Source organism: Streptomyces sp. NPDC052012 (genome assembly GCF_040689265.1).
GTDB lineage: Bacteria > Actinomycetota > Actinomycetes > Streptomycetales > Streptomycetaceae > Streptomyces.
The window spans coordinates 1-26,048 of record NZ_JBFAXA010000040.1 but is presented as its reverse complement, the minus strand read 5'-3'; the positions used below and the strand labels follow the sequence as shown (position 1 = coordinate 26,048).

Here is a 26,048-nt window from a genome sequence, read left to right as displayed (position 1 = left end):
CGGATCACCCTCATGGTGCGCTGCGTCACTTAGGCAAACCTAATCCGACCTGCGGAAACGATCTTTGATCGATCAAATCGGTGGCGCCTGTGCGCCGCTTCCGGAACACTCCCGAGGCATGCCGACACCGCCTCCGACCGGCCCTCTTGTCACCCGCGACAGCCTCGCCGCACAGCTGCGCGAGCTCGGGGTGCGACCCGGCGAGACCCTCCTCGTGCACTCCTCGCTCAGCTCTCTGGGCTGGGTCAACGGCGGCCCGGTCACCGTGGTGCGGGCGCTGCTCGACGCCCTCGGCCCGGACAGCACGCTGGTGGTGCCCACCCAGTCCGGCGACCTGACGGACCCGGCCCTGTGGCGCCGTCCGCCGGTGCCGGAGGAGTGGTGGGAGACCATCCGGGCCACCATGCCCGTCTACGACCCGGCCACGACCCCCACGCGCGGAGTCGGCGTGATCCCGGAGACCGTCCGCACCTGGCCGGGCGCACGGCGCAGCGGCCACCCCCACACCTCGTTCGCGGCCCTCGGCCCGGCGGCGGCGGAGATCGTCGCCGGACACGCGGCCGACTGCCGGCTCGGTGAGCGCAGCCCGCTGGCGAAGCTGGAGCGGCTGGGCGCGCGGGTGCTGCTGCTCGGGGTCGGGTACGACTCCTGCACCGCCTTCCATCTGGCCGAGTACCGGATCCCGGCCCCGCTCGTCGAGGTGGGCCGCCCGGGGCCGAAGGGGTGGGAGGTCGTGACCGAGGTGTCGATCACCTCCGAGCGGTTCGACGAACTCGGGCACGACTTCGAACGGGACCGGCCCGTCGTACGCGGCACGGCCGGGGCGGCCGGCGCACGGCTGTTTCCGCTGGCGGACGCGGTGGCCTACGCACAGCGGTGGCTGAGCACGCACCGGCCCCGTGAGGAGGAGTTCCTGAACCCGCCGGTCTGAGCCCCCGGTCGCGTACCTAGACTCGTGACCCATGCGAAGTGAGCCCGTGGTCCAGGTCCAGGCCCTGGTGAAGCGGTACGGCCCCAAGACCGCGGTGGACGGCCTCGACCTGGTGGCCCGGCAGGGCGTGACCGCCGTGCTCGGCCCCAACGGGGCGGGCAAGACGACCACGGTCGAGACCTGCGAGGGGTACCGGAGGCCGGACTCCGGCACGGTCCGCGTCCTGGGCCTCGACCCGGTGCGCCAGTCGGCGGCGCTGCGGCCCCGGATCGGCGTGATGCTCCAGTCCGGCGGCGTGTACTCCGGTGCCCGCGCGGACGAGATGCTCCGGCACGTCGCAAGGCTGCACGCGCATCCGCTGGACGTGGACACGCTGATCGAGCGGCTGGGGCTCGGCTCCTGCGGGCGCACGACGTACCGGCGGCTCTCCGGCGGACAGCAGCAGCGGCTCGCGCTGGCCATGGCCGTGGTGGGCCGCCCGGAACTGGTGTTCCTGGACGAGCCGACCGCCGGCCTCGACCCGCAGGCCCGCCGCGCCACCTGGGACCTCGTACGGGACCTGCGCGCCGACGGCGTCTCCGTGATCCTCACCACCCACTACATGGACGAGGCCGAGCAGCTCGCCGACGACGTCGCGATCATCGACGCCGGGCGGGTGATAGCCCAGGGATCGCCCGAGGAGCTGTGCAAGGGCGGCGCCGAGAACACCCTGCGCTTCACCGGCCGCCCGGGGCTCGACGTGGCCTCGCTGCTCAAGGCCCTCCCCCCGGACTCCTCGGCCGCCGAGCTGACCCCGGGCTCGTACCGCGTGGTCGGCAAGGTCGACCCTCAGCTGCTGGCCACCGTGACGTCCTGGTGCGCCCAGCACGGGGTGATGCCGGACAGCATCTCGGTGGAGCGGCACACCCTGGAGGACGTCTTCCTGGAGCTCACCGGCAAGGAGCTGCGCTCGTGACCACCACCCCCGGCACCTACGCGCCGAAGCCGGGCGCCGCTCCGCTCGGCCGCATGATCGCGGCACAGGCCGCGCTCGAGACGAAGATGCTGCTGCGCAACGGCGAGCAGCTGCTGCTGACCGTGGTCATCCCGACGCTGCTGCTGGTGCTGTTCAGCACCGTGGACATCGTGGACACCGGCGAGGGCGAGGCGGTGGACTTCCTCGCCCCCGGCGTCCTCGCGCTCGCCGTGATGTCGACCGCGTTCACCGGACAGGCCATCGCGACCGGCTTCGAGCGCCGCTACGGGGTGCTGAAACGGCTCGCCTCCTCACCGTTGCCGCGCTGGGCGCTGATGACCGCGAAGACGGTGTCCGTGCTGGTCACCGAGGTGCTGCAGATCGTGCTGCTGACCGTGATCGCCTTCGCGCTCGGCTGGTCGCCGCACGGCAGCCCGCTCGCGGTGCTCGCGCTGCTGGTGCTGGGCACCGCCGCGTTCTCCGGGCTCGGGCTGCTGATGGCGGGCACGCTCAAGGCGGAGGCGACGCTGGCCGCCGCCAATCTGGTGTTCCTGCTGCTGCTGGTCGGCGGCGGGGTCGTCGTGCCGCTGGACAAGTTCCCGGACGCCGCGCAGGACGTCCTCGGGCTGCTGCCGATCACGGCGCTGTCGGAGGGACTGCGGGACGTGCTCCAGCACGGGGCCGGGACGCCCTGGGGCAGCCTCGGCGTCCTCGCCGTGTGGGCGGTCGCGGGGCTCGCGGCGGCGGGGAAGTTCTTCCGCTGGGAGTGAGCGCCCGTGACGGCCCCTCGTGAAAGCGTGCACAAGCCGCGCTCTACGATGGGACGCGTGCCGAACGTGACCCGCGCCGATGCCCTGGCGGCCCTGCGCAACCCCCTCGCCTTCATCGCCGCACGCTGGACCCCGGATCCCCGGACGGTCCGGCGGGCGGCCCTCGCCGCACTCGTGATGTCGGTGGTCATCGTGGTCACCGGCGGCGCGGTGCGGCTGACCGGCTCCGGCCTCGGCTGCCCGACCTGGCCCAAGTGCACCGAGGACTCGATCCACAACACCGCCGAGATGGGCATTCACGGCTACATCGAGTTCGGCAACCGGTTGCTGACGTACGTGCTGTGCGCCGCCGTCGGCTGGGCGATCATCGCCGCGCGCTCGCAGAAGCCCTACCGGCGGAGCCTGACCCGGCTGGGCTGGGCGCAGTTCTGGATCGTCATGGGCAACGCGGTCCTCGGCGGCATCGTGGTCCTGGTCGGCCTGAACCCGTACACGGTCGCGGCGCACTTCCTGCTCTCCACGGCGCTGATCGCGGTGGCGACGGTGATGTGGCAGCGCACCGGGGAGGGCGACGCGGAGCCCCGGCCGCTGGTCGGCAAGGCCGTACAGCAACTGGTGTGGTTCCTGGTGGCCGCCTCCGTCCTGCTGATCGCGGTCGGCACGGTGGTCACCGGCGCGGGACCGCACGCGGGTGACTCCAGCGAGGTCGAGCGGATGCCGCTGGACTGGGAGACGGTCAGCAAGCTGCACGCCGTGCTGGCGTGGATCGTGGTGACGCTGACGTTCGCGCTGTGGTTCGTGCTGAAGGCGGTCGACGCGCCGAAGGGGCCGCTGAGCAGGACGCGTGAGCTGTTCCTGATCCTGCTCGCGCAGGGAGCCATCGGTTACGTGCAGTACTTCACGGACCTGCCCGAGGTACTGGTCGGCCTGCACATGTTCGGCTCGTGCGTGATGTGGATCTGGGTGCTGCGCGTGCTGCTGTCGCTGCGGGAGCGGCCGGGAGCGGTGGCCGAGGTGCAGGGCGCGCCGAGCGAGACGGCGACCCTCACCCGGGCCTGAGCGTCGTCACCGGTCAGTCCAGGCCGTAGACCCGTCGCGCGTTTCCCTCCGCCAGCATCACCGCCACCCGCTGGGCGTCGGACAGGGACCACGCGCCCTCCGCGACCCAGGTGCCGAGCACCCGCCCCAGCGCCTCGCGGAACAGGCGGGCGCCCACGACGTGCAGTTCGGGCAGTCCCTGCGCGCCGGTCGAGAAGAGGATCTTGCCGAAGGGGGCGAGTTCCAGGCTCTCCGCGAGGACGCTCGCCGCGCGGGCGCCCGTGCGGGCCAGGGCGGCGCCGGAGTCGGCGTAGACGTGCGGGAAGACGCCGGCGAGGTGGGCGGCGTGGCGGTGGTACGGGTAGCCGTGCAGGAGCACGAGGTCGGTGCCGAGGCCCGCGGTGGCCCGCACGAAGTCGGTGAGCAGCGCGGGGTCGGTGCGGTCGATACGGGCGCCGGGCGCCCCGAGTCCCGCGTGCAGTTGCAGGGGCAGCCCCGAGGCGACGGCGATCCACAGCAGGTGCCGCAGCAGCACCGGGTCGGACAGCTCGTCCCCGACGCGGCGTGCGGCCAGCCAGCGCCCGGCCGCGCCGCGCACCTCGCCCGGTCCCGGCGGTTCGGGGGCGAGCGCCAGTCCGTGCCGTACGCCGGCGACGGAGGTGAAGGCGACGGCGTGCCCGGCGGCGCCGTGCACCGATTCGGCGAGGTTGGCGAGGAAGGACTCGACGGTGCCGGAGGTGTCGGCGACCTGCTCGGCGAGCTGTTCCAGGCGGACGACCTCGTGGGCCTCGGCGTCCCCGGCGGTGGCCAGTTCGGCGGGGACGGTGAGGTCGCCGGGGAGTCCCGTGTCGACGAGGTAGGTGGTGATGCCGCTGCCCCTCAGCAGGCGGCGGGCCGCTTCCAGGACGCCGAGCTCTCGGCGCCGGGCGAGGTACATGGCGGGCGCACAGTGCGGCTCCAGGTCGAGCAGGGGCGGGCACCAGCGGCGTACGGCGAAGCCGGTCTGGGTGTCGAAGAGGGTGGTACCGGGGGCGGGCGGGCCCTCGGTGCGACTCAGTTGGGCCTCGAAGGTGCCGAGGCCCAGCTCTGATTTCAGGACGCCGTGACAGTACTGGTCCACTAAGGACGGCGTTTCGATCATCCCGGGCTCCCACCGTGAGGCGCGCTTGTACGGCCTAACGGGTGAGCCGGGAAGTAAGTGGCGCAGCAGCGTGCGCCGCGCGTCGAATCAGCCGCCGATCTGGATGCCGGCCATCCTCTTCCACTCGTACGGGCCCGTCCTGACCTTGGCCGCGAACTCGCCGTCGAACGCCTCGTGCACGGTGATGCCGGCCTTCTCGACCGCCTTCTGGGCGATCTCGTACGTCGGGGCCACCAGGTCGCCCCAGCCGCCGTCCTCGCCCACCAGGACGATGCGGGCGCCGCGTTCGCCGATGTAGGCGATCTGGCCCTCGGCCCCGCCGTGGGCCTTGGCGAAGGTGTTGATCTGCTTGGCGAGCCGGGACGCCTTCTGCTCGGCCCTCGGGTGCGCCTGCTGGGTGTCTGCCATGGTCAGGATGCTACCGATGGGTAGATCAAACGGCGACGGGCGGGGTCCGTGGCCTTGGCCACTCACCCCGCCCGGGAGCCGGAAGCGGAAGGATCAGGACAGGAAGGGGTCCACCGCGACCGCCACGAAGAGCAGCGAGACATAGGTGATCGACCAGTGGAACAGGCGCATCTCCTTGAGCTTGGCGCCGGTCACCTCGGCCTTCGCCCGGTTCAGCAGCGCGTGTGCCTCCCACAGCCACCAGCCGCCCGCGGCCAGCGCGACCGCGGTGTAGAACCAGCCGGTGTAGCCGAGGGGGGTCAGCAGGAGGGACACGGCGACCATGACCCAGCTGTAGACCACGATCTGCTTGGCGACCACCTTGTTGGAGGCGATGACCGGCAGCATCGGCACGCCCACGCGCGCGTAGTCGTCCTTCACCTTCATGGACAGCGGCCAGTAGTGCGGCGGCGTCCAGAAGAACATGACGAGGAAGAGGATGACCGGGGCCCACGACATCGAGTTGGTGACGGCGGACCAGCCGATCAGCACCGGCATGCAGCCGGCGATGCCGCCCCACACGATGTTCTGCGACGTACGCCTCTTGAGGATCATCGTGTAGACGACGACGTAGAAGAGGAGTGCGCCGAGGGCGAGCCAGGCGGACAGCCAGTTGACGGTGAGGCCGAACAGCAGGGTCGAGACGACCGCCAGGGCGATGCCGAACGCGAGGCACTCGCGCGGGCTGACCATCCCGGTGACGAGGGGCCGCTGGGAGGTGCGGTCCATCAGGGCGTCGATGTCCCGGTCGATGTACATGTTGAGCGCGTTGGCGCCGCCCGCCGACAGGTAGCCGCCGACACAGGTCAGCAGCACCAGCTTCAGGTCGGGCACACCCTGCTGGGCCAGGAACATCACCGGGACGGTGGTGATGAGCAGCAGCTCGATGATCCGCGGCTTGGTGAGTGCCACGAAACCCTTGACACGCGCCCCGAGCGGCCGCCGTGCAGGGCTCTGGCTCGTCCCCAGCATCCCCGCTGGACGGGATTCAACGGCCGTCACGCACACCCCTAAAGACATCCCAGCGAGCCTTGCCGTGTGAACAGGCGGTAAAGGCTCGCGCGTACCACGCCACTCTAGACGTTGCCCAGACCCCGGCATTCGCGGGGGTCCGCTCGTGTTGGCCGAGGCCCTCCGAGGTGCGTGTCGAAGCTCGATTGAGCGCCCGGTTGAGCGGGTCCGTATTCATCTGCCGAATGCAGGTACGACCAAGTCAGGAGGCGGATCCCCGACAGGCCCGGCAGTCTGGAACGACTCGAAAGAACGCGCGTCCGCCGGGGGTAGGCTCGACCTCGCCGGTGGGCCGTCATCGGCATCCGACATGTGGAGAGGAGCCCTGACTCAGGGTGAGCACCAAGCCGACCACCACAGACCTCGAGTGGACCGAGTTGGACCAGCGGGCCGTGGACACCGCTCGTGTCCTGGCCGCCGATGCCGTACAGAAGGTCGGCAACGGCCATCCGGGTACGGCGATGAGCCTGGCGCCTGCCGCCTACACCCTCTTCCAGAAGGTGATGCGGCACGACCCGGCGGATGCCGACTGGGTCGGGCGGGACCGTTTCGTCCTGTCCGCCGGCCATTCGTCCCTGACCCTCTACACCCAGCTGTACCTGGCCGGTTTCGGTCTGGAGCTGGACGATCTGAAGTCCTTCCGCACCTGGGGTTCGAAGACGCCGGGTCACCCGGAGTACGGCCACACCACGGGCGTGGAGACCACGACCGGCCCGCTGGGCCAGGGTGTGGCCAACGCCGTGGGCATGGCGATGGCCGCCCGCTTCGAACGCGGCCTGTTCGACCCGGACGCCCCGGCCGGTGAGTCGCCGTTCGACCACTTCGTCTACTGCATCGCCGGTGACGGCTGTCTGCAGGAGGGCATCAGCGCCGAGGCGTCGTCGCTGGCGGGCCACCAGAAGCTGGGCAATCTGATCCTGCTGTGGGACGACAACCACATCTCGATCGAGGGCGACACCGAGACGGCCGTGTCCGAGGACACCGTCAAGCGGTACGAGGCCTACGGCTGGCACGTGCAGCGCGTGGAGCCGCAGGCGAGCGGCGACCTGGACCCGGCCGCGATCTACGCCGCGATCCAGGAGGCGAAGGCGGTCACCGACCGGCCGTCGTTCATCGCGATGCGCTCGATCATCGCCTGGCCGGCGCCGAACGCGCAGAACACCGAGGCCGCGCACGGCTCGGCGCTGGGCGACGAGGAGGTCGCGGCCACCAAGCGCGTCCTCGGCTTCGACCCGGAGCAGACCTTCGAGGTGGCCGACGAGGTCATCGGGCACACCCGCAAGGCGCTGGAGCGCGGCAAGCAGGCGAAGGCCGAGTGGGAGAAGTCGTTCCAGGAGTGGCGGAGCACCAACCCGGAGCGCGCGGCCGAGTTCGACCGCATCGCCGCCGGTGAGCTGCCCAAGGGCTGGGAGGACACCATCCCGGTGTTCGAGCCGGGCAAGGCGGTCGCCACCCGTGCCGCGTCCGGCAAGGTGCTCCAGGCGCTCGGCGCGGTGATCCCGGAGCTGTGGGGCGGCTCGGCCGACCTGGCGGGCTCCAACAACACGACGATCGACAAGACGTCGTCGTTCCTGCCGGCGGACAACCCGCTGCCGGAGGCGAACCCGTACGGCCGCACGATCCACTTCGGCATCCGCGAGCACTCCATGGCCGCGGAGATGAACGGCATCGCGCTGCACGGCAACACGCGGATCTACGGCGGCACCTTCCTGGTGTTCTCCGACTACATGCGCAACGCGGTGCGGCTGTCGGCGCTGATGCACCTGCCGGTGACGTACGTGTGGACGCACGACTCGATCGGTCTGGGCGAGGACGGCCCGACCCACCAGCCCGTCGAGCACCTGGCCTCGCTGCGCGCGATCCCCGGCCTGAACATCGTCCGCCCGGCAGACGCCAACGAGACGGCGATCGCCTGGCGGGAGATCCTCAAGCGCTGGACGAAGGAGTTCGGCAAGGGCACCCCGCACGGCCTGGCGCTGACCCGGCAGGGCGTGCCGACGTACGAGCCGAACGAGGACGCGGCGCGCGGCGGCTATGTGCTGCTGGAGGCCGACGGCGGCGAGCCGCAGGTGATCCTCATCGCCACCGGTTCCGAGGTCCATGTCGCGGTCGAGGCGCGCGAGCGGCTTCAGGCCGACGGTGTGCCCACGCGGGTCGTCTCGATGCCGTCCGTGGAGTGGTTCGAGGAGCAGGACCAGGGGTACCGGGACAGCGTTCTGCCGCCGTCCGTGAAGGCCCGGGTCGCCGTCGAGGCCGGCATCGGACTGACCTGGCACAAGTACGTGGGGGACGCCGGCCGGATCGTCTCCCTGGAGCACTTCGGTGCCTCCGCCGACGGCAAGGTGCTGTTCAAGGAGTACGGCTTCACCGCCGAGAACGTGGCCGCAGTGGCCCGGGAATCGATCGCCGCAGCCCAGCGCTGACGCTCAGAGACGACACGTAGGAGATGTAATTTCCATGACAGACGCACTCAAGCGCCTCTCCGAGGAAGGCGTCGCGATCTGGCTGGACGACCTGTCGCGCAAGCGGATCACGTCCGGCAACCTGGCCGAACTGATCGACCAGCAGCACGTCGTGGGCGTCACCACCAACCCGACGATCTTCCAGAAGGCGATCTCCGAGGGCGACGGCTACGACCAGCAGTTGTCCGACCTCGCCGCGCGCAAGGTCACCGTCGAAGAGGCCATCCGCATGATCACCACGGCGGACGTCCGCGACGCCGCCGACATCCTGCGCCCGGTGTTCGACGCCACCGGCGGCAAGGACGGTCGGGTGTCGATCGAGGTCGACCCCCGTCTGGCGCACAACACCAAGGCGACAGTCGCCGAGGCCCGGCAGCTGGCCTGGCTGGTGGACCGGCCCAACACCCTCATCAAGATCCCGGCGACCCGTGCGGGCCTGCCGGCCATCACCGAGACGATCGGCACCGGCATCAGCGTCAACGTCACGCTGATCTTCTCGCTGGAGCGGTACCGCGAGGTCATGGACGCCTACCTGGCGGGTCTGGAGAAGGCCAAGGCCAAGGGCCTGGACCTGTCGAAGATCCACTCCGTGGCGTCGTTCTTCGTGTCCCGCGTGGACACCGAGATCGACAAGCGGATCGACGCGCTCGGCACCGACGAGGCCAAGGCGCTGCGCGGCAAGGCCGCCGTCGCCAACGCGCGCCTCGCCTACCAGGCGTACGAGGAGGTCTTCTCCTCGGAGCGCTGGAACGCGCTGGAGCGCGAGGGCGCCAACAAGCAGCGTCCGCTGTGGGCGTCCACCGGTGTGAAGGACAGGGCGTACAAGGCCACGATGTACGTGGACGACCTGGTCGCGCCGAACACGGTGAACACCATGCCGGAGGCGACCCTGGTCGCCACCGAGGAGCAGGGCGAGATCACCGGCAACACCATCGCCGGCACCTACGAGCAGGCCCGCGCCGATCTTGACGCGGTGGAGCGGCTCGGCATCTCGTACGACGAGGTGGTGCAGCTCCTGGAGGACGAGGGCGTCGACAAGTTCGAGGCGTCCTGGAACGACCTGCTGAAGTCGACCGAGGCGGAGCTCCAGCGCCTCGCCCCCGCGGAGGGCTGAGACCTTGTCCTCGCTTTCCGGTCCCGGAGCGAATCCGCTGCGTGACCCGGCGGACCGGCGGCTCCCGCGCATCGCGGGGCCGTCGGGCCTGGTCATCTTCGGTGTCACGGGTGACCTGTCCCGCAAGAAGCTGATGCCGGCCGTGTACGACCTGGCGAACCGCGGGCTGCTGCCGCCGGGCTTCTCCCTGGTGGGCTTCGCCCGCCGCGAGTGGCAGAACGAGGACTTCGCGCAGGAGGTCCACGACGCGGTCAAGGAGCACGCCCGCACCCCCTTCCGTGAGGAGGTCTGGCAGCAGCTCATCCAGGGCATGCGCTTCGTGCAGGGCACCTTCGACGACGACGAGGCCTTCGAGCGGCTGCGCGGCACCATCGAGGAACTGGACAAGGCGCAGGGCACGGGCGGCAACTTCGCCTTCTACCTCTCGGTGCCGCCGCGTTCCTTCCCGGTGGTCATCCAGCAGCTGAAGAAGCACGGCCTCGCCGACCAGACGGGCGGCTCCTGGCGGCGGGCGGTCATCGAGAAGCCGTTCGGCCACGACCTGAGGTCGGCCGAGGAGCTCAACGCGATCGTCCACGAGGTGTTCGCCCCGGACCAGGTGTTCCGGATCGACCACTACCTGGGCAAGGAGACCGTCCAGAACATCCTGGCGCTGCGCTTCGCCAACACGATGTTCGAACCGATCTGGAACCGGTCCTTCGTCGACCACGTGCAGATCACGATGGCCGAGGACATCGGCATCGGCGGCCGGGCCGGCTACTACGACGGCATCGGCGCCGCCCGCGACGTCATCCAGAACCACCTGCTCCAGCTGCTCGCGCTGACCGCGATGGAGGAGCCCGCGTCCTTCGACGCGGACGCGCTCGCCGCGGAGAAGACCAAGGTGCTGGGTGCCGTGCGGCTCCCGAAGGACCTGGGCCGCGACACCGTGCGCGGGCAGTACTCGGCGGGCTGGCAGGGCGGCACAAAGGTGCGCGGTTATCTGGAGGAGGAGGGCATCGCCTCCACCTCGAAGACCGACACCTACGCCGCGATCAAGCTGGGCATCGACAACCGCCGCTGGGCGGGTGTCCCCTTCTATCTGCGCACCGGCAAGCGGCTGGGCCGCCGGGTCACCGAGATCGCGGTGGTCTTCCAGCGGGCGCCGCACTCCCCCTTCGACACCACGGCCACCGAGGAACTCGGGCAGAACGCCATCGTGATCCGCGTCCAGCCGGACGAGGGGGTCACGGTGCGGTTCGGCTCGAAGGTGCCGGGCACGTCGATGGAGATCCGGGACGTGTCGATGGACTTCGCCTACGGCGAGTCGTTCACCGAGTCGAGCCCGGAGGCGTACGAGCGGCTGATCCTGGACGTCCTGCTCGGCGACTCGAACCTCTTCCCGCGCACCGAGGAGGTCGAGCTGTCCTGGAAGATCCTCGACCCCATCGAGGAGTACTGGGACCGCCACGGCAGGCCCGCCCAGTACCCCGCCGGTACGTGGGGGCCCGTGGAGGCGGACCACATGCTCGAGCGAGACGGACGGAGCTGGCGCCGGCCATGAAGATAGACCTCACGGACACCACGGCCAGCAAGATCAACAAGGCGCTGGTGCAGGGCCGCCGGGCCATCGGAACCCCGGCCGTCGGCATGGTGCTGACGCTGGTCATCGTGACGGACGAGGAGAACGCCTACGACGCGCTGAAGGCGGCGAGCGACGCCTCGCACGAGCATCCCTCGCGCACCCTCGTGGTGATCAAGCGCGTCTCCCGCTCACCCCGCGACCGCACCCAGTCCCGCCTCGACGCCGAGGTGCGGGTGGGCGCGGAGGCGGGCACCGGCGAGACGGTGGTGCTGCGGCTGTACGGCGAGGTGATCGACCACGCCCAGTCGGTGGTGCTGCCGCTGCTGCTGCCGGACGCCCCGGTGGTGGTGTGGTGGCCCGTCAACGCCCCGCTGGACCCGGCCGGTGACCCGCTGGGCGCGCTGGCCCAGCGCCGGGTGACCGACACCTACGCCTGCGAGCAGCCGGTACGCGAGCTCGCGGCCCGCGCCGAGGCCTACACCCCGGGCGACACGGACCTGTCGTGGACCCGCATCACGCCCTGGCGTTCGATGCTGGCCGCGGCGCTGGACCAGGTCAGCTGCAAGGTGCTGGGCGTCGAGGTGGAGGGCGAGGAGTTCAACCCGAGCTGCGAGCTGCTGGCGATGTGGCTCGCGGACCGGCTGGACGTGCCGGTGAAGCGCTCCCTGTCCAGCGGTCCGGGGCTCACCGCGGTCCGCATGGACACCGACTGCGGCCCGATCGTGCTGGACCGCGCCGACGGCGCGCTGGCGACGCTGTCCATCCAGGGTCAGCCGAAGCGTGCGGTGGCGCTCAAGCGCCGGGACACGGCGGAGCTGATCGCGGAGGAGCTGCGGCGCCTCGACCCGGACGACACGTACGCGTCGGCGCTGCGGTACGGGGTGGAGCGGCTGAAGACGGCGGGTGAGTCGGTGGGTGACGAGTCGCCCAAAGGAGCCGACGGGAAGCCCGCAGGGGAACCCGAGGCGGTCCCCGCGCCCGTCGAGACTGCTGCGAAAGCTCCCGCGGACCGGGCGACGGCCGAGGCGCCGGTGAAGAAGGCGGCGGCGAAGTGAGTACGGCACCGCAGCTGGTCGTGCACCGAGACAAGGAGCTGATGGCGCAGGCCGCGGCGGCCCGGCTGATCACCAGGATCGTCGACGCGCAGACCTCCCGGGGTTCGGCGTCGGTGGTGCTCACCGGCGGGCGCAACGGCAACGGCCTGCTGGCCGCGCTGGCGGCGGCGCCGGCGCGGGACGCGATCGACTGGGCCCGCCTGGACCTGTGGTGGGGCGACGAGCGGTTCCTGCCCGAGGGCGACCCGGAGCGCAATGTCACCCAGGCCCGGGAGGCGCTGCTCGACTCGGTGCCGCTGGACCCGAAGCGCGTGCACGCCATGCCCGCGTCGGACGGCCCCTACGGAAACGACGTGGACGCGGCGGCCGCGGCCTACGCGGAGGAGCTGGCGCGGGCGGCGGGCCCGGAGAACCACGGTCCCGTCCCGACCTTCGACGTGCTGATGCTGGGCGTGGGCCCGGACACGCACGTGGCGTCCCTGTTCCCGGAGCTTCCGGCGGTGCGGGAGACGGAGCGGACGGTGGTCGGCGTCCACGGCGCACCCAAGCCGCCGCCGACCCGGGTGTCGCTCACCCTTCCGGCGATCCGTGCGGCCCGCGAGGTGTGGCTGCTGGCGGCGGGCGAGGACAAGGCGCGGGCGGCGGCGATCGCGCTGTCGGGCGCGGGCGAGATCCAGGCCCCGGCGGCGGGTGCGTACGGCAGGGCCCGCACGCTGTGGCTCCTGGACGCGGCAGCGGCGTCGCAGCTGCCGAGGTCCCTGTACCCACCGGCGTCGGCGTAACCGGCCCAGGGGCTCCCTGAACCCCCGTCCTTTGCCCACCCACCACCCGACTCGGTGGGATGAAAGGCGCCGGACGGGCTGATTCAGCCCGTCCGGCGTTTGAGGACGAGGCCCGTTCAGGGCCGAAGCGGGGGTCTGGGGGCGGCAGCCCCCAGGGGACGGGAATGGGTAGGGGCGGCGGGGGCGAGAAACCCTTGAGCAACCCCTACTTCACCGAACCCGCCATCACTCCCTGCACGAAGTGCCGCTGGAAGGCGAAGAACACCACCACCGGTACCACCAGGGACAGGAACGCCCCCGGCGCCAGAACATCGATGTTGCTGCCGAACTGCCGGATCTGCGACTGGAGTTGCACGGTCAGCGGCTGCGACGAACTGTCGGCGAACAACAGCGCCACCAGCATGTCGTTCCACACCCACAGGAACTGGAAGATGGCGAGGCTGGCGATCGCCGGCCGCCCCACCGGCAGCACGAGCCGCGTGAAGATCCGCCACTCGCTGCCCCCGTCCATCCGGGCGGCCTCCAGCATCTCCTTCGGGATCTCGGCGAAGTAGTTCCGCAGCAGGAACACCGCGAACGGCAGCCCGTACGCCACGTGGAACAGCACCACACCGGGAATCGTGCCGAACAGCCCCAGCTGCCCGAAGAGCTTGGCGACCGGCAGCAGCCCGATCTGCACCGGCACGACCAGCAGGGCGACCACGACGAGGAAGACGGCCTCGCGTCCGGGGAAGTCCAGCCAGGCGAAGGCGTATCCGGCGAGCGCGGCGACGACCACCACCAGGGCGGTGGCCGGCACCGAGATCAGCACGGTGTTCCAGAACGCCTGCGTCATGCCGGAGTTCTCCAGGAGCGCCGAGTAGTTGTCGAAGGACAGCTGCCCGGGGCTGGTGAACACCGTCCACCAGCCGCCCTTGGCGGTGTCCTCCGCCGACCGCAGCGAGGACAGGAACAGCCCGGCCAGCGGGGTCATCCACACCAGGCCGATCACGACCAGGAAGGCCTGCACCACGCTGCTGCTCAGGCCGCGCCGGATCGCCTTCATCGCTGACTCCTTCGGAAACGGCGGACGTTGAAGACCATGGCCGGGATCACCAGGACCAGCAGGAGCACGCCGAGCGCGCTGCCGAGTCCCTGGTTGTTGCCGCCGCCGAACGACACCAGCCACATCTGGGTGGCGAGCACGGTCGCGTCCTGCTGCACGGGACCGGGCGCGATGATGTAGACGAGGTCGAAGACCTTCATCACGTTGATCACCAGCGTCACGAACACCACCGTGAGCACCGGCGCGAGCAGCGGGACGGTGATCTTGCGGAAGATCTGCCACTCGTTGGCCCCGTCCATCCGCGCCGCCTCCAGCGTGTCCCGCGGCAGGGTGGCCAGACCGGCGCCGATCAGGACCATGGAGAAGCCGGTCCAGATCCACAGGTACGCGCCGATGATCGCCGGCGTGACGAGGGTCGGCCCGAGCCAGGAGATGCCGTCGTAGGGGGCCGCGAAGTTGTCCGGGGGCAGCTTCATGGCGTACGAGCCGCTGTCGAGGCCGGTGAAGCGGAAGGAGCCGTCGGCGGCGGTGGTGGTGCTCGCGACCGTCTCGCCGTCGCGGACCGCCTCGACCTTCATCCCGGGCAGCCCGCTCTCGCGGGGGTCGACCACCCCCGGCTCCCCTCCACCGCCGGGGGTGAAGTCGAGGTACACCACACCGCGCACCTCGTCGGCGCCGGCCTTGCGGGCCGCGGCGTCCCGCGCGGGTTCGGCGTCCGCCGACAGGTCCTTGGGGGCGACGCCGACCAGGCCGAGCACCGCCGTGCCCCCGGGCCGGAGATCCGCTCCGGTGACGTACGAGCCGTCCTTCTGCTTGGTCAGGCCCTCGCCGTCCCGCGCACGCGCCGTCGGATAGGAGGAACCGCCCTCGAAGGCATCGTGGATCGACACCGCAGCGGCGTTGAGCACGCCCTTGTCCGGGTCCTCGTCGTAGGCGAGCCGGAAGATGATGCCGGCGGCCAGGAAGGACACCGCCATCGGCATGAACAGCAGCAGCTTGAAGGCGGTGGCCCAGCGGACCTTCTCCACCAGCACCGCGAGGATCAGGCCGAGGCCGGTGAGGAGGGTGGGGGCGACGACGACCCAGATCGCGGTGTTCCGGATGGCGGTGAGGGTCGTCGGGTCGCGGAACATCTCGGTGTAGTTCTCGCCGCCCACGAAGGTGTCACCGGAGGCGTCGAAAAAGCTGCGGCCGACGGAGAACAGCACCGGGTAGACGACCAGCGCGCCCAGCAGGAGCAGCGCGGGCAGGACGAACAGCAGGGCGATGACCCGGCCCCGTCGGCGCAGGCGTCTGCCGCGTGCGCCGTCGGGGTGGGCGGGCGCGGGGCGCCGCGCCTCTTTCACCAGGGTGGTGGTCATGGTCAGTTCCCGTAGGCCTTGGCCGCGGCGGCCTCGAGCTCGGCGGCGGTCTTCTTCGGGTCGGCCGGGTCGCGCAGGAAGTCCTGGAGGATCTTCCACTCGCCGGCGCCCTTGGTGCCGCCGAAGGCCGCCGGGGCCTGGTCGGACATGTCGAAGCGGACCGAGTCACCGGCGGCGATCAGGGACTTGGCGGTGGCGCGGGTGACGTCGTCGCCGTAGGAGGAGAGGTCGAGCTTCTTGTTCGGGGAGAGGAAGCCGCCCGCCTCGGCCCACACGGCCGCGGCCTCAGGAGAGGCCAGGTACTCCACGAGCGCCATGCCGGCCTTGGCGTTCTTGCCGTCCTTGAGGACGACGGCCGCGTCGCCGCCGCTGACCACGGGCGCCTTGCCGGCGCCGACCGGCGGGAAGGGGAAGAAGTTCGCGTCGGTGCCGATGGTCCTGCCGAACTGGTCCTTGGCGACACCGGCGACGAAGTCGCCCTCGTAGACCATCGCCGCGTCGGGCTCGGGGCCGAAGACCTTCTCCACGGATCCCGGGAAGTCGGTGTTCAGCGCTTCCTTCTGGCCGCCCGCGATGAGCTGCTTGTCCTTGAACAGCTTGCCGAGCGTGGTGAGCGCCTCGACGACCGTCGGGTCGGTCCACTTGATCTCGTGGGCGGCGAGGGCGTCGTACTTCTCGGGGCCCGCCTGGGAGAGGTAGACGTTCTCGAACCAGTCGGTGAGCGTCCATCCGTCCTGACCGGCGACGGAGAACGCGGCGAGACCGGAGTCGGAGATCGTCTGCCCGTTCTTCAGCATCTCGTCGTAGGTCTTGGGCGTCTTGACGCCGGCCTGTTCGAGGGCCTCGGGGCTGTACCAGACGGTCGACTTGTGGGCGGCCTTGAAGTACAGGCCGTACAGGGTGCCGTCGACGCTGCCGTAGTCCTGCCAGACCTTCGCGAAGTTGCCGCTCACGGCGGACTCGACCTTCTGGTCCAGCGGCTTGAGCCAGCCCTTCTCGGCGAACTGCTGGAGCACACCGACCTGCGGGACCATCACGACGTCGGGGGCGTTGCCGCCCTCGATCTTGCTGCCGACGACGGTGGAGACGTTGTCGCCGGTGGAGACGAACTGCGTCTTGGCGCCGGTCTTCTCGGTGAAGGCGTCCAGCACCTTCTGGAAGTTCTTCTGCTCGCTGCCGGACCAGACACCGGCCACGGTGACGGTCTGCCCGTTCAGTGCCTTGTCGCCGCCGCCGGCCGAGACGGGCTCGTCGCCGCCGCAGGCGGTGGCGGTCAGGGCGAGGACGAGGGCGGTGCATCCGGTGAGCAGGGTGGTACGTCGGGTACGTCGCATCTTCGTTGATGTCCCTTCGGGATACGGGATGGTGCCGGGCTCGGGGCGGTGCCGGGGTTGTGCCGGGGTTGTGCCGGGGTTGTTCAGTCGCTGATCCACCAGGCGGCGGTGGAGCCGGGGAGCACCCCGGCCGGGCAGGGTCCGCTGGCGAGCAGCGGGGTGCCGGGGACCGGGGCGGGTACGGGGGCGGTGCCGAAGTTGACGGCGCACACCAGGTCGTCGCCGCGGACGAAGGCGAGCACGCCGGGCTGGGTGTCCAGCCAGCGCAGCGTGCCCTCGCCCAGCTGCGGGAGCGCGGCGCGCAGTTGCAGGCCGTCGCGGTAGAGGTGCCAGAAGGACTGGGTGTCGGCGAGGGCCCGGTCGGTGGCGTACTCGGCGAAGTACTCGGGCTGCGGCAGCCACGGCTTGGCGCTGTCGGCGCCGGAGGTGAAGCCGAACGGCGAGGCCTGCCCGGACCAGGGCAGCGGCACGCGGCAGCCGTCGCGGATGCGGGCCCTGCTGCCGGTGCGGCGGAAGATCGGGTCGGTGAGCACGTCGTCGGGCAGGTCCACGACCTCGGGCAGGCCCAGTTCCTCGCCCTGGTAGATGTACGCGGCTCCGGGCAGCGCCAGCATCAGCAGCGCGGCGGCGCGGGCGCGGGCGGCGCCGAGGCCGCTGCCCTGGGGGGTGGGCTCGCCGTAGCGGGTGACGGTGCGGACCTGGTCGTGGTTGTTGAGGACCCAGGTGACGGTGGAGCCGGTGCCGGCGATGTCGTCCATCGCCTCGGATATGACCTTGCGGAAGGCGTCGGCGTCCCAGGGGGCGCCGAGCAGGTCGAAGAAGAACGCCTGGTGCAGCTCGTCCGGGCGGACGTACTTGGCGTGCTCGCGGGCGGTGGGCACGGAGACCTCGCCGACCAGGAGCCGTTCGCGGCCGTCGCGGGCGGTGTACTCCTCGCACACCGTGCGCCAGTGCCGCCACACCTCGTGCACCTCGGGCTGGTTCCAGGCGAGCGGGTTGACCGAGTCGCGGGTGCGGGCGTCGGCCTCGGGGTCGGGCGAGTCGGGCAGCTCGGGGTGCTTGAACAGGCCGGCGGCGACGTCGATGCGGAAGCCGTCGACGCCCCGGTCCAGCCAGAAGCGCAGGGTGCGGTCGAACTCGGCGGCGACCTCGGGGTTGCGCCAGTTCCAGTCGGGCTGCTCGGGCGTGAACATGTGCAGGTACCACTGGCCGGGGCGGCCGTCCGCCTCGGTGACGCGGGTCCAGGCGGGGCCGCCGAACATGGCGTGCCAGTTGTTCGGCGGCTCGCCGCCGTCGGGGCCGCGGCCGTCGGCGAAGTGGAAGCGGGCGCGCTCGGGGCTGCCGGGTGCGCTGCCGAGGGCCGCGCGGAACCAGGGGTGCTCGCTGGAGCAGTGGTTGGGGACGATGTCCAGCAGCACCTTGATGCCGAGCCGCCGGGCGGCGCCGACGAGCAGGTCGAACTCGGCGAGGTCGCCGAAGACCGGGTCGACGTCGCAGTAGTCGGCCACGTCGTAGCCGTGGTCGTGCTGCGGCGAGGGGTAGAAGGGGCTCAGCCAGATCCCGTCCACGCCGAGCTTCTTCAGATAGGGCAGGCCCGCCCTGACTCCGGCGAGATCGCCGATGCCGTCACCGGTGCTGTCCAGGAAGCTGCGGACGTACACCTGGTAGATCACTGCGTCGCGCCACCAGTGGTGGCTGTCGATGCGCTTGAGACTCACCCCGTCGACCCGTCTGTGCGTGCTAGCGGTTATGCATGCATGTTAAGTAGGCGTGTCGCGAGGGTGTCAATGAACGTACAGAAGCTACCGAGGGGTTGAGTGCGAAATATGCGGAGCAATGCGGACACTTAGCACACGAATGAGACGTCTGCGTTACCTAACAAGTAACTATGAAGGGGCCTACCGCGAGGAGACGGCGGCCAGCTCGCGCGCCAGCCTGCGCACCGCGGCCTCGGGCGTCTGCCGCCCGGTCATCGCGTCGTGCACGACCGCCTGCACCACCAGGCTGACCTGGTCGTAGTGCGGGCTCTTGGGGCGCGGCGCGGCGGCGAGCACGCTCTCGCGCAGGGTCGGCAGATACGGGAAGCGCCGCACCAGCTCCGGATCGTCGTACAGCGCGGCCCGTACGGGCGGCAGCGCGCCGCGGGTGAGCACCTGGCGCTGGACCGGCTCGCTGGTGAGGTACGCGATCAGGCGCGCGGCGGTGTCGGGGTGCCGGGCATGCGTGCCGACGGCCAGGTTGGAGCCGCCGAGGACGCTGGTCCCCGGCCCGTCCGGCCCGGGCAGCGGCACGGCGCCGACCTTGCCGGCGACCTCCGACCCGGGCGCGGAGGCGGCGACGTAGGCGTAGGGCCAGTTGCGCAGGAAGAGCAGGCGGCCGTCCTGGAAGGCCTGCTTGGACTCCTCCTCCTTGTACGTCAGGGCCTCCTTCGGGATCCAGCCCTCACGCACCCCGCGCGCCAGGAACCCGATGCCCTCGCGGGCGGCCCGTGAGTCGACGGTGACCCGCTCGCCCTCGTCGCCCAGGATGCTGCCGCCCGCCGAGTAGACGGCCTCGGCCGCGTTCACGGTCAGGCCCTCGTACGGCAGGAACTGCCCCGCGTAGCCGTCGAGGCCGTACTTCGGGGCGAGGGTCCGCGCGGCCCGCTCCAGCTCGGCCCAGGTGCGGGGCGGCGGCACGCCCTCCTTCGTCAGGATGTCCTCGCGGTACAGCAGCAGCCCGGCGTTGGTGACGTACGGGACGGCGTAGAGCCGGTCGTCGTAGGTCGCGGTGTCCACGACCGGCCGCAGGAAGGTGTCCAGCGGGAAGCGGTCGCGCGGCAGCGGGCGGATCCAGCCGGCCGCGGCGAACTCGGAGGTCCAGCTGACGTCGATGTTCAGCACGTCGAAGCGGCCGCTCTCCCCGCGGCGCAGATCGGTGATCATCTGTGCCCGGGTCTCGTCGGCGGAGTCGGGCAGCTCGACGAGGGTGACCTTCTCGCCGGGGTGGGCCCGGTTCCAGCCCTGGAGCAGCGGGCCGAGGTAGCCGGTGAGGTCCCCGGCGGTGGCCAGGGTGAGGGGTCCGCGACCGCTCTCGGCGGGCTCGTCGGCGCTCGCTCCGGCGGCGACATAACCGGTCAGGACCACGACCAGCACAAGAAGGCCCCTACCCGCGGCACGGATCCACCGCATAGGTTCCTCCCTGTACACCGGCCCCCGGGCACCCTCGTCCGGGAGTCAGAGGCCATGTATACCTGTTAGGTATGCGCGATACTAGGGCCTGCGGCACATTACTCACGCGAGGAGGAGAGCACGAGTGCGGCTGCCCCTCCTGGCCCTGCTCGCCCGCGGTCCGGCCCACGGCTACGAGCTCAAGCAGGACCTTGAGCAACTGCTGGGCTCGGCGTACCCTCAGCCGAACGTCGGCCAGATCTACGTGACCCTCGGCCGCCTCGAGAAGTCGGGACTGATCGAGGGCGAGGACGTCGAACAGTCCAGCCGGCCCAACAAGAAGGTCTACCACCTCACCGAAGCCGGGCGCGAGGCGCTGCGCGCCTGGTACGAGGAGACGGCGGACGAACCTCGGGTGCGGGACGAGTTCTTCATGAAGCTGGCCCTCGCCCCGCAGACCGGACTCGCCGACCAGATCGCCCTGATCAACAAGCAGCGCCGCCAGTACCTCAACACCATGCGGGAGCTGTCCAAGCTCGCCGCCGCCGAAGACCGGGACAACCGCATCGCCCATCTGCTGATCGAGGGCGCGATGCTGCACCTGCAGGCCGACCTCGACTGGCTGGAGCGGTGCCAGGAAGAGCTGGAGGAGCTGGAGTGAGCGAGAGCACCGCTCCCGTGCTGCGCGCCGAAGGCCTGGTCAAGACCCACCACGGCGAGGGCGCCCCGGCGCATGCGGTGCGCGGGGTCGATCTGAGCGTGGCGCGCGGCGAGTTCGTGGCGATCACCGGTCCGTCCGGCGCCGGCAAGTCGACCCTGCTGCATCTGCTCGGCGGCCTCCAGCGGCCCGACAAGGGCAGCATCTGGCTGGACGGCGAGTGCACCGACGCCTACAGCGAGGCCCGCTGGGCGGTGGAGCGCAGGAAGCGCATCGGGATCGTCTTCCAGTTCTTCAACCTGGTCTCCGACCTGTCGGTCGCCGACAACGTGGAGCTGCCCGCGCTGCTCGCCGGGGTGGCGCCGAAGAAGGCCCGCGCCGAGCGCGAGGCGCTGCTGGCCGAGCTGGGCCTGAACGGCAAGGAGCGCAGCATGCCGGGCGAGCTGTCCGGCGGTGAGCAGCAGCGGGTCGCGCTGGCCCGTGCCCTGGTCAACCACCCTCCGCTGCTGCTGGCCGACGAGCCCGCGGGCAGCCTGGACAGCAAGGGCACCCGCGAGGTGATGCGGCTGCTGTCCCGCTTCCACCAGCGTGGGCAGAGCATCGTCCTCGTCACGCACGACGCCCGGCTGGCGAGCGCCGCGGACCGGGTGATCAGCTTCTTCGACGGGCGGATCGCCGACGACGCGGAGCTGCACGGCACACCGTCGCGCGGCAAGGGCATATCCGGGGTCCTGGAGCTGAAGGACTGACATGCGGGTGTTGTCCGATCACCGCTCCCCGAGGGGTTGAGGCCCGTGCGAGCCACCCTGCGCTGGGCGCACTCCGATCTGCGCACGCACCGCGGTGAGGCGCTGTTCCTGGTCCTCGCCACCGCGGGCATCGTCGTCTCCCTGCTGCTGGCCACGGCCCTGTTCGGCTACGCCACCAACCCCTGGCAGCGCGTCTTCGCCCAGGCGCACGGCGCGCACGTCACACTGCACACCACCGCAGCGGCCGACGCCGGGAAGCTGGCCGAGCTGGACGGCGTGGAGGCCGTCGCCGGCCCCTACCCGACGGCGTCCGTGACCGTCGCCTCCCGCGGCAGCCGCGCCGACGTCCAGCTGCGCGGCACCGCCGAGCTGCCCGGCGTCGGCCGCCCGCTGCTGACCTCCGGGCAGTGGCTGGACCCGGCGACGCCCGACGGCGTGGTCCTGGAGAGCCGGCTCGCCCGTGCCCTGCTCGCCGCACCGGGCGACACCCTGACCGTCCCCGGCACCGCTCGGACGCTCACCGTGGTGGGCGTCGCCGACAGCGCCGAGCCCCGCTACCGGCCGGGTGAGCAGCCCGGCCTGGTGTGGGCGCTGCCGTCGGCCGTCGCCGACCCGGGCGGCCAGGTGATCGGGCTGAGACTGACCGACCCCGGCGACACGGGGTACGCCGTGCAGCGGGCGGTGACCGTGCTGGGCGCCGGGGCGATCGGCGAGGTCGCCACCTGGCAGCAGGCGCGCGCCGAGGCGCAGGGCGACAACCGGCTGCTCGGTCAGGTGCTGGGCCTGTTCGGTCTCGGCGCGCTGATCGCCGCCGGATTCGCCGTGCACGGGGCGATCGGCACCCGCATTCGGGGGCATCTGCGGGACATCTCCATCCTCAAGGCCATCGGCTTCACGCCCGGCCAGGTGGTCCGTGTCTTCCTGATCCAGCACCTCGGCTACGCCCTGCTGGGTGCCGTGGCCGCCGCCGTGCTGATGGAGGCGCTGGGCAGCGGCATCCCGGGCCGGCTCGGGGACGCGGTCGGCGTGTGGCAGGGGCTGCCCGGGCACACCGTGGCGCTGTTCGCGGTGCCGGTCGCGGCGGTGCTGCTGATCGGTGCGACCACCGGGCTCGCCGCCTGGCGGGCGGGACGGGTGCCCCCGGTGCCGGTGCCGCGCCCGGCCGCGCCTCCCGCCGGGCGCCTGACCGGTGTGGCCCGGCGGGCGCTGGGCGTGCGGGTACCGCCGGCGCTGGTCCTCGGCTGGCACAAGGCGTTCACCCGCCGCCCGCGGTCCCTCGGCGCCGTGGCCCGGCTGGCGCTGCCACTGCTGCTGATCGTGGTGGCGATGAGCGCGTGGACCACCATCGACCGCTTCCACAGCGAACCCGAGCGGATGGGCCTGCCCACCGCGCTCAGCGTCCGGGCGGACGCCGGGCTGGGCGAGGCCGAGGCCCGGGCACTGCTGGAACGCGACCCGCAGGTCGCCGCCGCCTACCCGGGCACGGAGGTGGCCGCCCTGGTCCCCGGGCAGACCGCCACGATCGCCCTGCGCGGGCTGGGCACCCAGCAGGAGCCCTATCCGTTCACGCTGGCCGAGGGGCGTGCCGCACGCGGGTCCGACGAGGCCGTGGCCGGGCAGGGCCTGCTCGACCTGCTGCACGTCCGGGTCGGCGACTGGGTCCGCGTGACCGTCGGCGACCGGCCGCAGATCCTGCACATCGTGGGCCGCAGCATCGAACCGGAGAACGCCGGCCGGGTCATCTCCACCTCGCTGGACACCCTGCGCGCCAACGATCCCGGCCTCCGGCCGACCCTGTACCAGCTGCGCCTCGACCCGGGCGCCGATCCGCAGGCCGTCGCCGACCGGCTGACAGCGGCCGGGCGCGGCCATCTCGACGTGCACACCGTGACCAACCCGGCCGACGGCCTCTCCCCGCTGCGCGCGGTCGTCCTCGGGCTGATCGCGGTGCTCGCCCTCATCGGGCTGATCGAGCTGCTCACCGCGATCGGCGGGACCGTGCGGGAGGGCGAGCGGGATCTGCTCGCGCTGAAGGCCATCGGCCTCTCACCGCGTCAGATCACCGCGGTCACGGTCACGGCCACGGCCTGTACGGCCCTGGCGGCCGTACTGGCCGCCATGGCGCTGGGGCTGCCGCTGGCGCACTGGCTGATCGACGCGCAGGGCAGGTCGAGCGGCATCGGGGCGGGCATCGCCCAGGGGCCGCCCGCTGTGCTTCTGCTGCTGCTCGCCGTGGCCGCCGTGCTGGGCGCCGCCGCCCTGGCCGCCCTCCCGGCCGCCCGCGCGGCCCGCCGCCGCCTCGCGGACACGCTGAGCGCGGTGGCCTGAGCCGGGTCCCGGTGCCCGGTCAGCCCCCGTAGGGGTGCTGCGGCGGGTACGGCGGCTGCGGGACGTACGGGTTCTGCGGGCCCGGCGGGTACGGGTGTCCGGCCGGCCCGGGCGCGTACGGGTGGCCGCCGGGTCCGGGCACGTACGGGGGCTGTGGCCCCGGTCCGTACGGGTTGCCGCCCATGGTGGGGTGCGGGGGGCCGTACGGGTTGCCCTGCGGCGGCACGTGCGGCAGTCCGGTCGGCGGCATCTGCGGGGGCATCGGCGCGGGACGGCCCGGGATCGGTGGCAGGCTCGCGGGGTGCGTGCCCAGCCGGATGCCGTAGCGCCGTTTCAGCCGGCCCGTCTCCAGCAGGGCGATCGCGGTGACCGTCACCGGGGCGCCCAGGATGAACACGATGCCCATGGTGAGGCTGAGCCCGTGCAGATCGCCGGTGACCAGGTCCGGGAGGGCGGTCAGCCAGCTCGTCACCGTGGCCAGCAGCGCCGGCAGACAGCGGTGCACGGCGGCCGTGCCGAAGAAGTTGCCGCAGACCCGGAAGGCTCCCTGGCCCACGAAGACGAGCCCCCACATCATCACCAGGCCCACGCCCATGATCACCAGCGGGTTCCCCGACGCATTCACCGACTGCACCATCAGCACGAGCGCCACGACACAGCCGACGAACAGCAGAAGCAGCTTGAGGGAGTTCAGCAACGGCACCCGCAACTGCCGTGCGGTACCGGTGCGCCGCCAGACGAACAGCATCACGCCGACCGTCAGCGGAGTGAGGAACAGCAGCACGGCGGCTGCCGTCAGCGCGTTCTCCAACAGCTCCGTGACGCTGAAGCCGCCCTCGATGAAGGTGTAGACACCGAGCGAGGTGACCGCCCCGGCGATCACCCGGAAACGCTTGAGCCGCTCGACCGTGGGGTCGAGCGACTCGGGGATCCACGCGGGATGGAACACGGCCTTGGCGACCTGGTGGGGCCTCAGGAACGACCGGGCCGTGAGCGTCCCGCCGATCCAACTTCCGCGCGTGCGTGCCACCTTGTGCTCCCCCGAGCGTTCGCCGTGTCGATCGGTTGGTGATCGCCGGGGATTCTACGGGAAGCGGACGGCGCCCTGCCGCCCGCTTCTCCGCACCGTGCTCACTGCCGGCCGCGCAGCTCCCGGTAGGTGTCGACGAGCGCCTTGGTCGAGGCGTCCAGACCCGGCACCTCGGCCCCCTCGGTGAGGGCGGGTTCGATGCGCTTGGCGAGGACCTTGCCGAGTTCGACGCCCCACTGGTCGAAGGAGTCGATGTCCCACACCGCGCCCTGCACGAACACCTTGTGCTCGTACAGCGCGACCAGCTGGCCCAGCACCGACGGGGTCAGCTCCCGGGCCAGGATGGTGGTGGTGGGGTGGTTGCCGCGGAAGGTCTTGTGGGGCACGAGCTCCTCGGGCACGCCCTCCGCCCGCACCTCGTCCGGCGTCTTGCCGAACGCCAACGCCTGGGTCTGGGCGAAGAAGTTCGCCATCAGCAGGTCGTGCTGCGCCTTAAGCTCACCGCTCAGCTCGGCGACCGGCTCGGCGAAGCCGATGAAATCGGCCGGGATCAGCTTGGTGCCCTGATGGATCAACTGGTAGTAGGCGTGCTGCCCGTTGGTGCCCGGCGTCCCCCACACCACCGGCCCGGTCTGCCAGCCGACCGGGCGGCCCTGCCGGTCCACCGACTTGCCGTTGGACTCCATGTCCAGCTGCTGCAGATAGGCGGTGAACTTCGACAGATAGTGCGAGTACGGCAGCACCGCATGCGACTGCGCGTCGAAGAAGTTGTTGTACCAGATCCCCAGCAGGCCCAGCAGCAGCGGCGCGTTGGCCTCCGCCGGCGCGGTGCGGAAGTGCTCGTCGACCAGCCGGAACCCGTCGAGCATCTGACGGAACCGCTCCGGCCCGATCGCGATCATCAGCGACAGGCCGATCGCCGAGTCGTAGGAGTACCGGCCCCCCACCCAGTCCCAGAACTCGAACATGTTCGCCGTGTCGATCCCGAACCCGGCGACCTTCTCCGCGTTCGTCGACAAGGCGACAAAATGCCTGGCCACCGCCTTCTCATCGCCGAGGGCGCCCAGCAGCCAGCCGCGTGCCGAGGTGGCGTTGGTGACCGTCTCGATCGTGGTGAACGTCTT

At 71.3% G+C, this 26,048-nt stretch carries 22 protein-coding genes; 12 read left to right on the top strand and 10 right to left on the bottom strand.

Annotation, left to right across the window (positions count from 1 at the left end; translation table 11 throughout):
* The first annotated feature begins 118 nt into the window (after positions 1 to 118).
* From AB0412_RS34845 to AB0412_RS34830, 4 genes are read left to right on the top strand one after another with little or no spacing between them, the layout of a single operon-like run.
* Positions 119 to 931, top strand: a complete 813-nt coding sequence (locus tag AB0412_RS34845; RefSeq protein WP_366406627.1) for an AAC(3) family N-acetyltransferase — start codon at positions 119 to 121, stop codon at positions 929 to 931.
* 31 nt (positions 932 to 962) lie between these two features.
* On the top strand, positions 963 to 1,886 hold the full coding sequence (locus AB0412_RS34840; RefSeq protein WP_366406626.1) for an ABC transporter ATP-binding protein: 924 nt from the start codon (positions 963 to 965) through the stop codon (positions 1,884 to 1,886).
* Between the two features lie 53 nt (positions 1,887 to 1,939).
* Positions 1,940 to 2,656, top strand: a complete 717-nt coding sequence (locus tag AB0412_RS34835; protein WP_366406646.1) for an ABC transporter permease — start codon at positions 1,940 to 1,942, stop codon at positions 2,654 to 2,656.
* 48 nt (positions 2,657 to 2,704) lie between these two features.
* Positions 2,705 to 3,715, top strand: coding sequence for a COX15/CtaA family protein (locus AB0412_RS34830; protein ID WP_366406625.1), 1,011 nt, complete (start codon positions 2,705 to 2,707; stop codon positions 3,713 to 3,715).
* A 13-nt stretch (positions 3,716 to 3,728) separates the two neighbouring features.
* Here the strand turns inward: AB0412_RS34830 and AB0412_RS34825 are convergent, their stop codons facing one another.
* From AB0412_RS34825 to AB0412_RS34815, 3 genes are all read right to left on the bottom strand, one after another.
* Entirely contained in the window at positions 3,729 to 4,835 is a 1,107-nt protein-coding gene (locus tag AB0412_RS34825) for an amidohydrolase family protein (RefSeq protein ID WP_366406624.1), read from the bottom strand.
* An 87-nt stretch (positions 4,836 to 4,922) separates the two neighbouring features.
* Positions 4,923 to 5,243, bottom strand: coding sequence for a hypothetical protein (locus AB0412_RS34820; RefSeq protein ID WP_366406623.1), 321 nt, complete (start codon positions 5,241 to 5,243; stop codon positions 4,923 to 4,925).
* A gap of 93 nt (positions 5,244 to 5,336) precedes the next feature.
* Positions 5,337 to 6,254, bottom strand: coding sequence for a heme o synthase (locus AB0412_RS34815; RefSeq protein WP_366406645.1), 918 nt, complete (start codon positions 6,252 to 6,254; stop codon positions 5,337 to 5,339).
* A 374-nt stretch (positions 6,255 to 6,628) separates the two neighbouring features.
* On the opposite strand from AB0412_RS34815, the gene tkt reads away from it, so the two are divergent.
* The 5 genes from tkt to pgl are packed head-to-tail and all read left to right on the top strand — an operon-like array spanning position 6,629 to position 13,270.
* Positions 6,629 to 8,716 carry a transketolase gene (tkt, locus tag AB0412_RS34810; RefSeq protein ID WP_366406622.1) on the top strand — a complete coding sequence of 696 codons (2,088 nt, stop codon included), beginning with the start codon at positions 6,629 to 6,631 and terminating at the stop codon, positions 8,714 to 8,716.
* 34 nt (positions 8,717 to 8,750) lie between these two features.
* Positions 8,751 to 9,869 carry a transaldolase gene (gene tal / locus AB0412_RS34805; protein ID WP_366406621.1) on the top strand — a complete coding sequence of 373 codons (1,119 nt, stop codon included), beginning with the start codon at positions 8,751 to 8,753 and terminating at the stop codon, positions 9,867 to 9,869.
* 4 nt (positions 9,870 to 9,873) lie between these two features.
* Positions 9,874 to 11,412 (top strand): glucose-6-phosphate dehydrogenase, encoded by a 1,539-nt coding sequence (gene zwf / locus AB0412_RS34800; RefSeq protein WP_366406620.1) that lies wholly within the window; start codon positions 9,874 to 9,876, stop codon positions 11,410 to 11,412.
* Positions 11,409 to 12,488, top strand: coding sequence for a glucose-6-phosphate dehydrogenase assembly protein OpcA (opcA, locus tag AB0412_RS34795; protein ID WP_366406619.1), 1,080 nt, complete (start codon positions 11,409 to 11,411; stop codon positions 12,486 to 12,488). The genes zwf and opcA overlap by 4 nt, the downstream gene beginning before the upstream one ends.
* Positions 12,485 to 13,270 (top strand): 6-phosphogluconolactonase, encoded by a 786-nt coding sequence (gene pgl, locus AB0412_RS34790; protein WP_366406618.1) that lies wholly within the window; start codon positions 12,485 to 12,487, stop codon positions 13,268 to 13,270. Before opcA ends, pgl begins: the two co-directional genes overlap by 4 nt.
* A gap of 205 nt (positions 13,271 to 13,475) precedes the next feature.
* Here pgl and AB0412_RS34785 read toward each other — a convergent pair whose 3' ends face one another.
* The 5 genes from AB0412_RS34785 to AB0412_RS34765 form a co-directional block, all read right to left on the bottom strand.
* Positions 13,476 to 14,315 carry a carbohydrate ABC transporter permease gene (locus AB0412_RS34785; protein WP_366406617.1) on the bottom strand — a complete coding sequence of 280 codons (840 nt, stop codon included), beginning with the start codon at positions 14,313 to 14,315 and terminating at the stop codon, positions 13,476 to 13,478.
* Positions 14,312 to 15,676, bottom strand: coding sequence for an ABC transporter permease subunit (locus AB0412_RS34780; RefSeq protein WP_366406616.1), 1,365 nt, complete (start codon positions 15,674 to 15,676; stop codon positions 14,312 to 14,314). The genes AB0412_RS34785 and AB0412_RS34780 overlap by 4 nt, the downstream gene beginning before the upstream one ends.
* A gap of 2 nt (positions 15,677 to 15,678) precedes the next feature.
* Positions 15,679 to 17,010, bottom strand: a complete 1,332-nt coding sequence (locus AB0412_RS34775; protein WP_366406615.1) for an ABC transporter substrate-binding protein — start codon at positions 17,008 to 17,010, stop codon at positions 15,679 to 15,681.
* Positions 17,011 to 17,093: 83 nt separating this feature from the next.
* The gene (locus AB0412_RS34770) at positions 17,094 to 18,713 is read right to left on the bottom strand and encodes a glycoside hydrolase family 13 protein (RefSeq protein WP_366406644.1); all 1,620 of its coding nucleotides are present in this window, start codon (positions 18,711 to 18,713) and stop codon (positions 17,094 to 17,096) included.
* A gap of 195 nt (positions 18,714 to 18,908) precedes the next feature.
* Positions 18,909 to 20,180, bottom strand: a complete 1,272-nt coding sequence (locus tag AB0412_RS34765; protein ID WP_366406614.1) for an ABC transporter substrate-binding protein — start codon at positions 20,178 to 20,180, stop codon at positions 18,909 to 18,911.
* 124 nt (positions 20,181 to 20,304) lie between these two features.
* Between AB0412_RS34765 and AB0412_RS34760 the strand changes: the two genes are divergently transcribed.
* Genes AB0412_RS34760 through AB0412_RS34750 form a run of 3 tightly spaced genes read left to right on the top strand, consistent with a single transcriptional unit; the run spans position 20,305 to position 23,894 of the window.
* The gene (locus AB0412_RS34760) at positions 20,305 to 20,820 is read left to right on the top strand and encodes a PadR family transcriptional regulator (protein ID WP_366406613.1); all 516 of its coding nucleotides are present in this window, start codon (positions 20,305 to 20,307) and stop codon (positions 20,818 to 20,820) included.
* Complete coding sequence (locus tag AB0412_RS34755; RefSeq protein WP_366406612.1) at positions 20,817 to 21,566, top strand: ABC transporter ATP-binding protein; 750 nt, start codon at positions 20,817 to 20,819, stop codon at positions 21,564 to 21,566. The genes AB0412_RS34760 and AB0412_RS34755 overlap by 4 nt, the downstream gene beginning before the upstream one ends.
* Positions 21,567 to 21,611: 45 nt before the next feature.
* A complete protein-coding gene (locus AB0412_RS34750) occupies positions 21,612 to 23,894 on the top strand; it encodes an FtsX-like permease family protein (RefSeq protein ID WP_366406611.1) in 2,283 nt (760 codons plus the stop codon).
* 19 nt (positions 23,895 to 23,913) lie between these two features.
* Here AB0412_RS34750 and AB0412_RS34745 read toward each other — a convergent pair whose 3' ends face one another.
* Together AB0412_RS34745 and pgi are read right to left on the bottom strand one after the other, a co-directional pair.
* Complete coding sequence (locus AB0412_RS34745) at positions 23,914 to 24,924, bottom strand: hypothetical protein (RefSeq protein WP_366406610.1); 1,011 nt, start codon at positions 24,922 to 24,924, stop codon at positions 23,914 to 23,916.
* A gap of 101 nt (positions 24,925 to 25,025) precedes the next feature.
* Positions 25,026 to 26,048, bottom strand: a 1,023-nt coding sequence (gene pgi / locus AB0412_RS34740) for a glucose-6-phosphate isomerase (protein ID WP_366406609.1), incomplete at its 5' end; no start/stop codon positions are given.

What these genes read in the sequence shown, in the direction of transcription:
- AB0412_RS34845 (WP_366406627.1), top strand. Translation starts at nt 119, where the DNA reads ATGCCGACACCGCCTCCGACCGGCCCTCTTGTCACCCGCGACAGCCTC.
- AB0412_RS34840 (WP_366406626.1), top strand. Translation starts at nt 963, where the DNA reads ATGCGAAGTGAGCCCGTGGTCCAGGTCCAGGCCCTGGTGAAGCGGTAC.
- AB0412_RS34835 (WP_366406646.1), top strand. Translation starts at nt 1,940, where the DNA reads ATGATCGCGGCACAGGCCGCGCTCGAGACGAAGATGCTGCTGCGCAAC.
- AB0412_RS34830 (WP_366406625.1), top strand. Translation starts at nt 2,705, where the DNA reads ATGGGACGCGTGCCGAACGTGACCCGCGCCGATGCCCTGGCGGCCCTG.
- AB0412_RS34825 (WP_366406624.1), bottom strand. Translation starts at nt 4,835, where the DNA reads ATGATCGAAACGCCGTCCTTAGTGGACCAGTACTGTCACGGCGTCCTG.
- AB0412_RS34820 (WP_366406623.1), bottom strand. Translation starts at nt 5,243, where the DNA reads ATGGCAGACACCCAGCAGGCGCACCCGAGGGCCGAGCAGAAGGCGTCC.
- AB0412_RS34815 (WP_366406645.1), bottom strand. Translation starts at nt 6,254, where the DNA reads ATGCTGGGGACGAGCCAGAGCCCTGCACGGCGGCCGCTCGGGGCGCGT.
- tal (WP_366406621.1), top strand. Translation starts at nt 8,751, where the DNA reads ATGACAGACGCACTCAAGCGCCTCTCCGAGGAAGGCGTCGCGATCTGG.
- opcA (WP_366406619.1), top strand. Translation starts at nt 11,409, where the DNA reads ATGAAGATAGACCTCACGGACACCACGGCCAGCAAGATCAACAAGGCG.
- AB0412_RS34785 (WP_366406617.1), bottom strand. Translation starts at nt 14,315, where the DNA reads ATGAAGGCGATCCGGCGCGGCCTGAGCAGCAGCGTGGTGCAGGCCTTC.
- AB0412_RS34780 (WP_366406616.1), bottom strand. Translation starts at nt 15,676, where the DNA reads ATGACCACCACCCTGGTGAAAGAGGCGCGGCGCCCCGCGCCCGCCCAC.
- AB0412_RS34775 (WP_366406615.1), bottom strand. Translation starts at nt 17,010, where the DNA reads ATGCGACGTACCCGACGTACCACCCTGCTCACCGGATGCACCGCCCTC.
- AB0412_RS34765 (WP_366406614.1), bottom strand. Translation starts at nt 20,180, where the DNA reads ATGCGGTGGATCCGTGCCGCGGGTAGGGGCCTTCTTGTGCTGGTCGTG.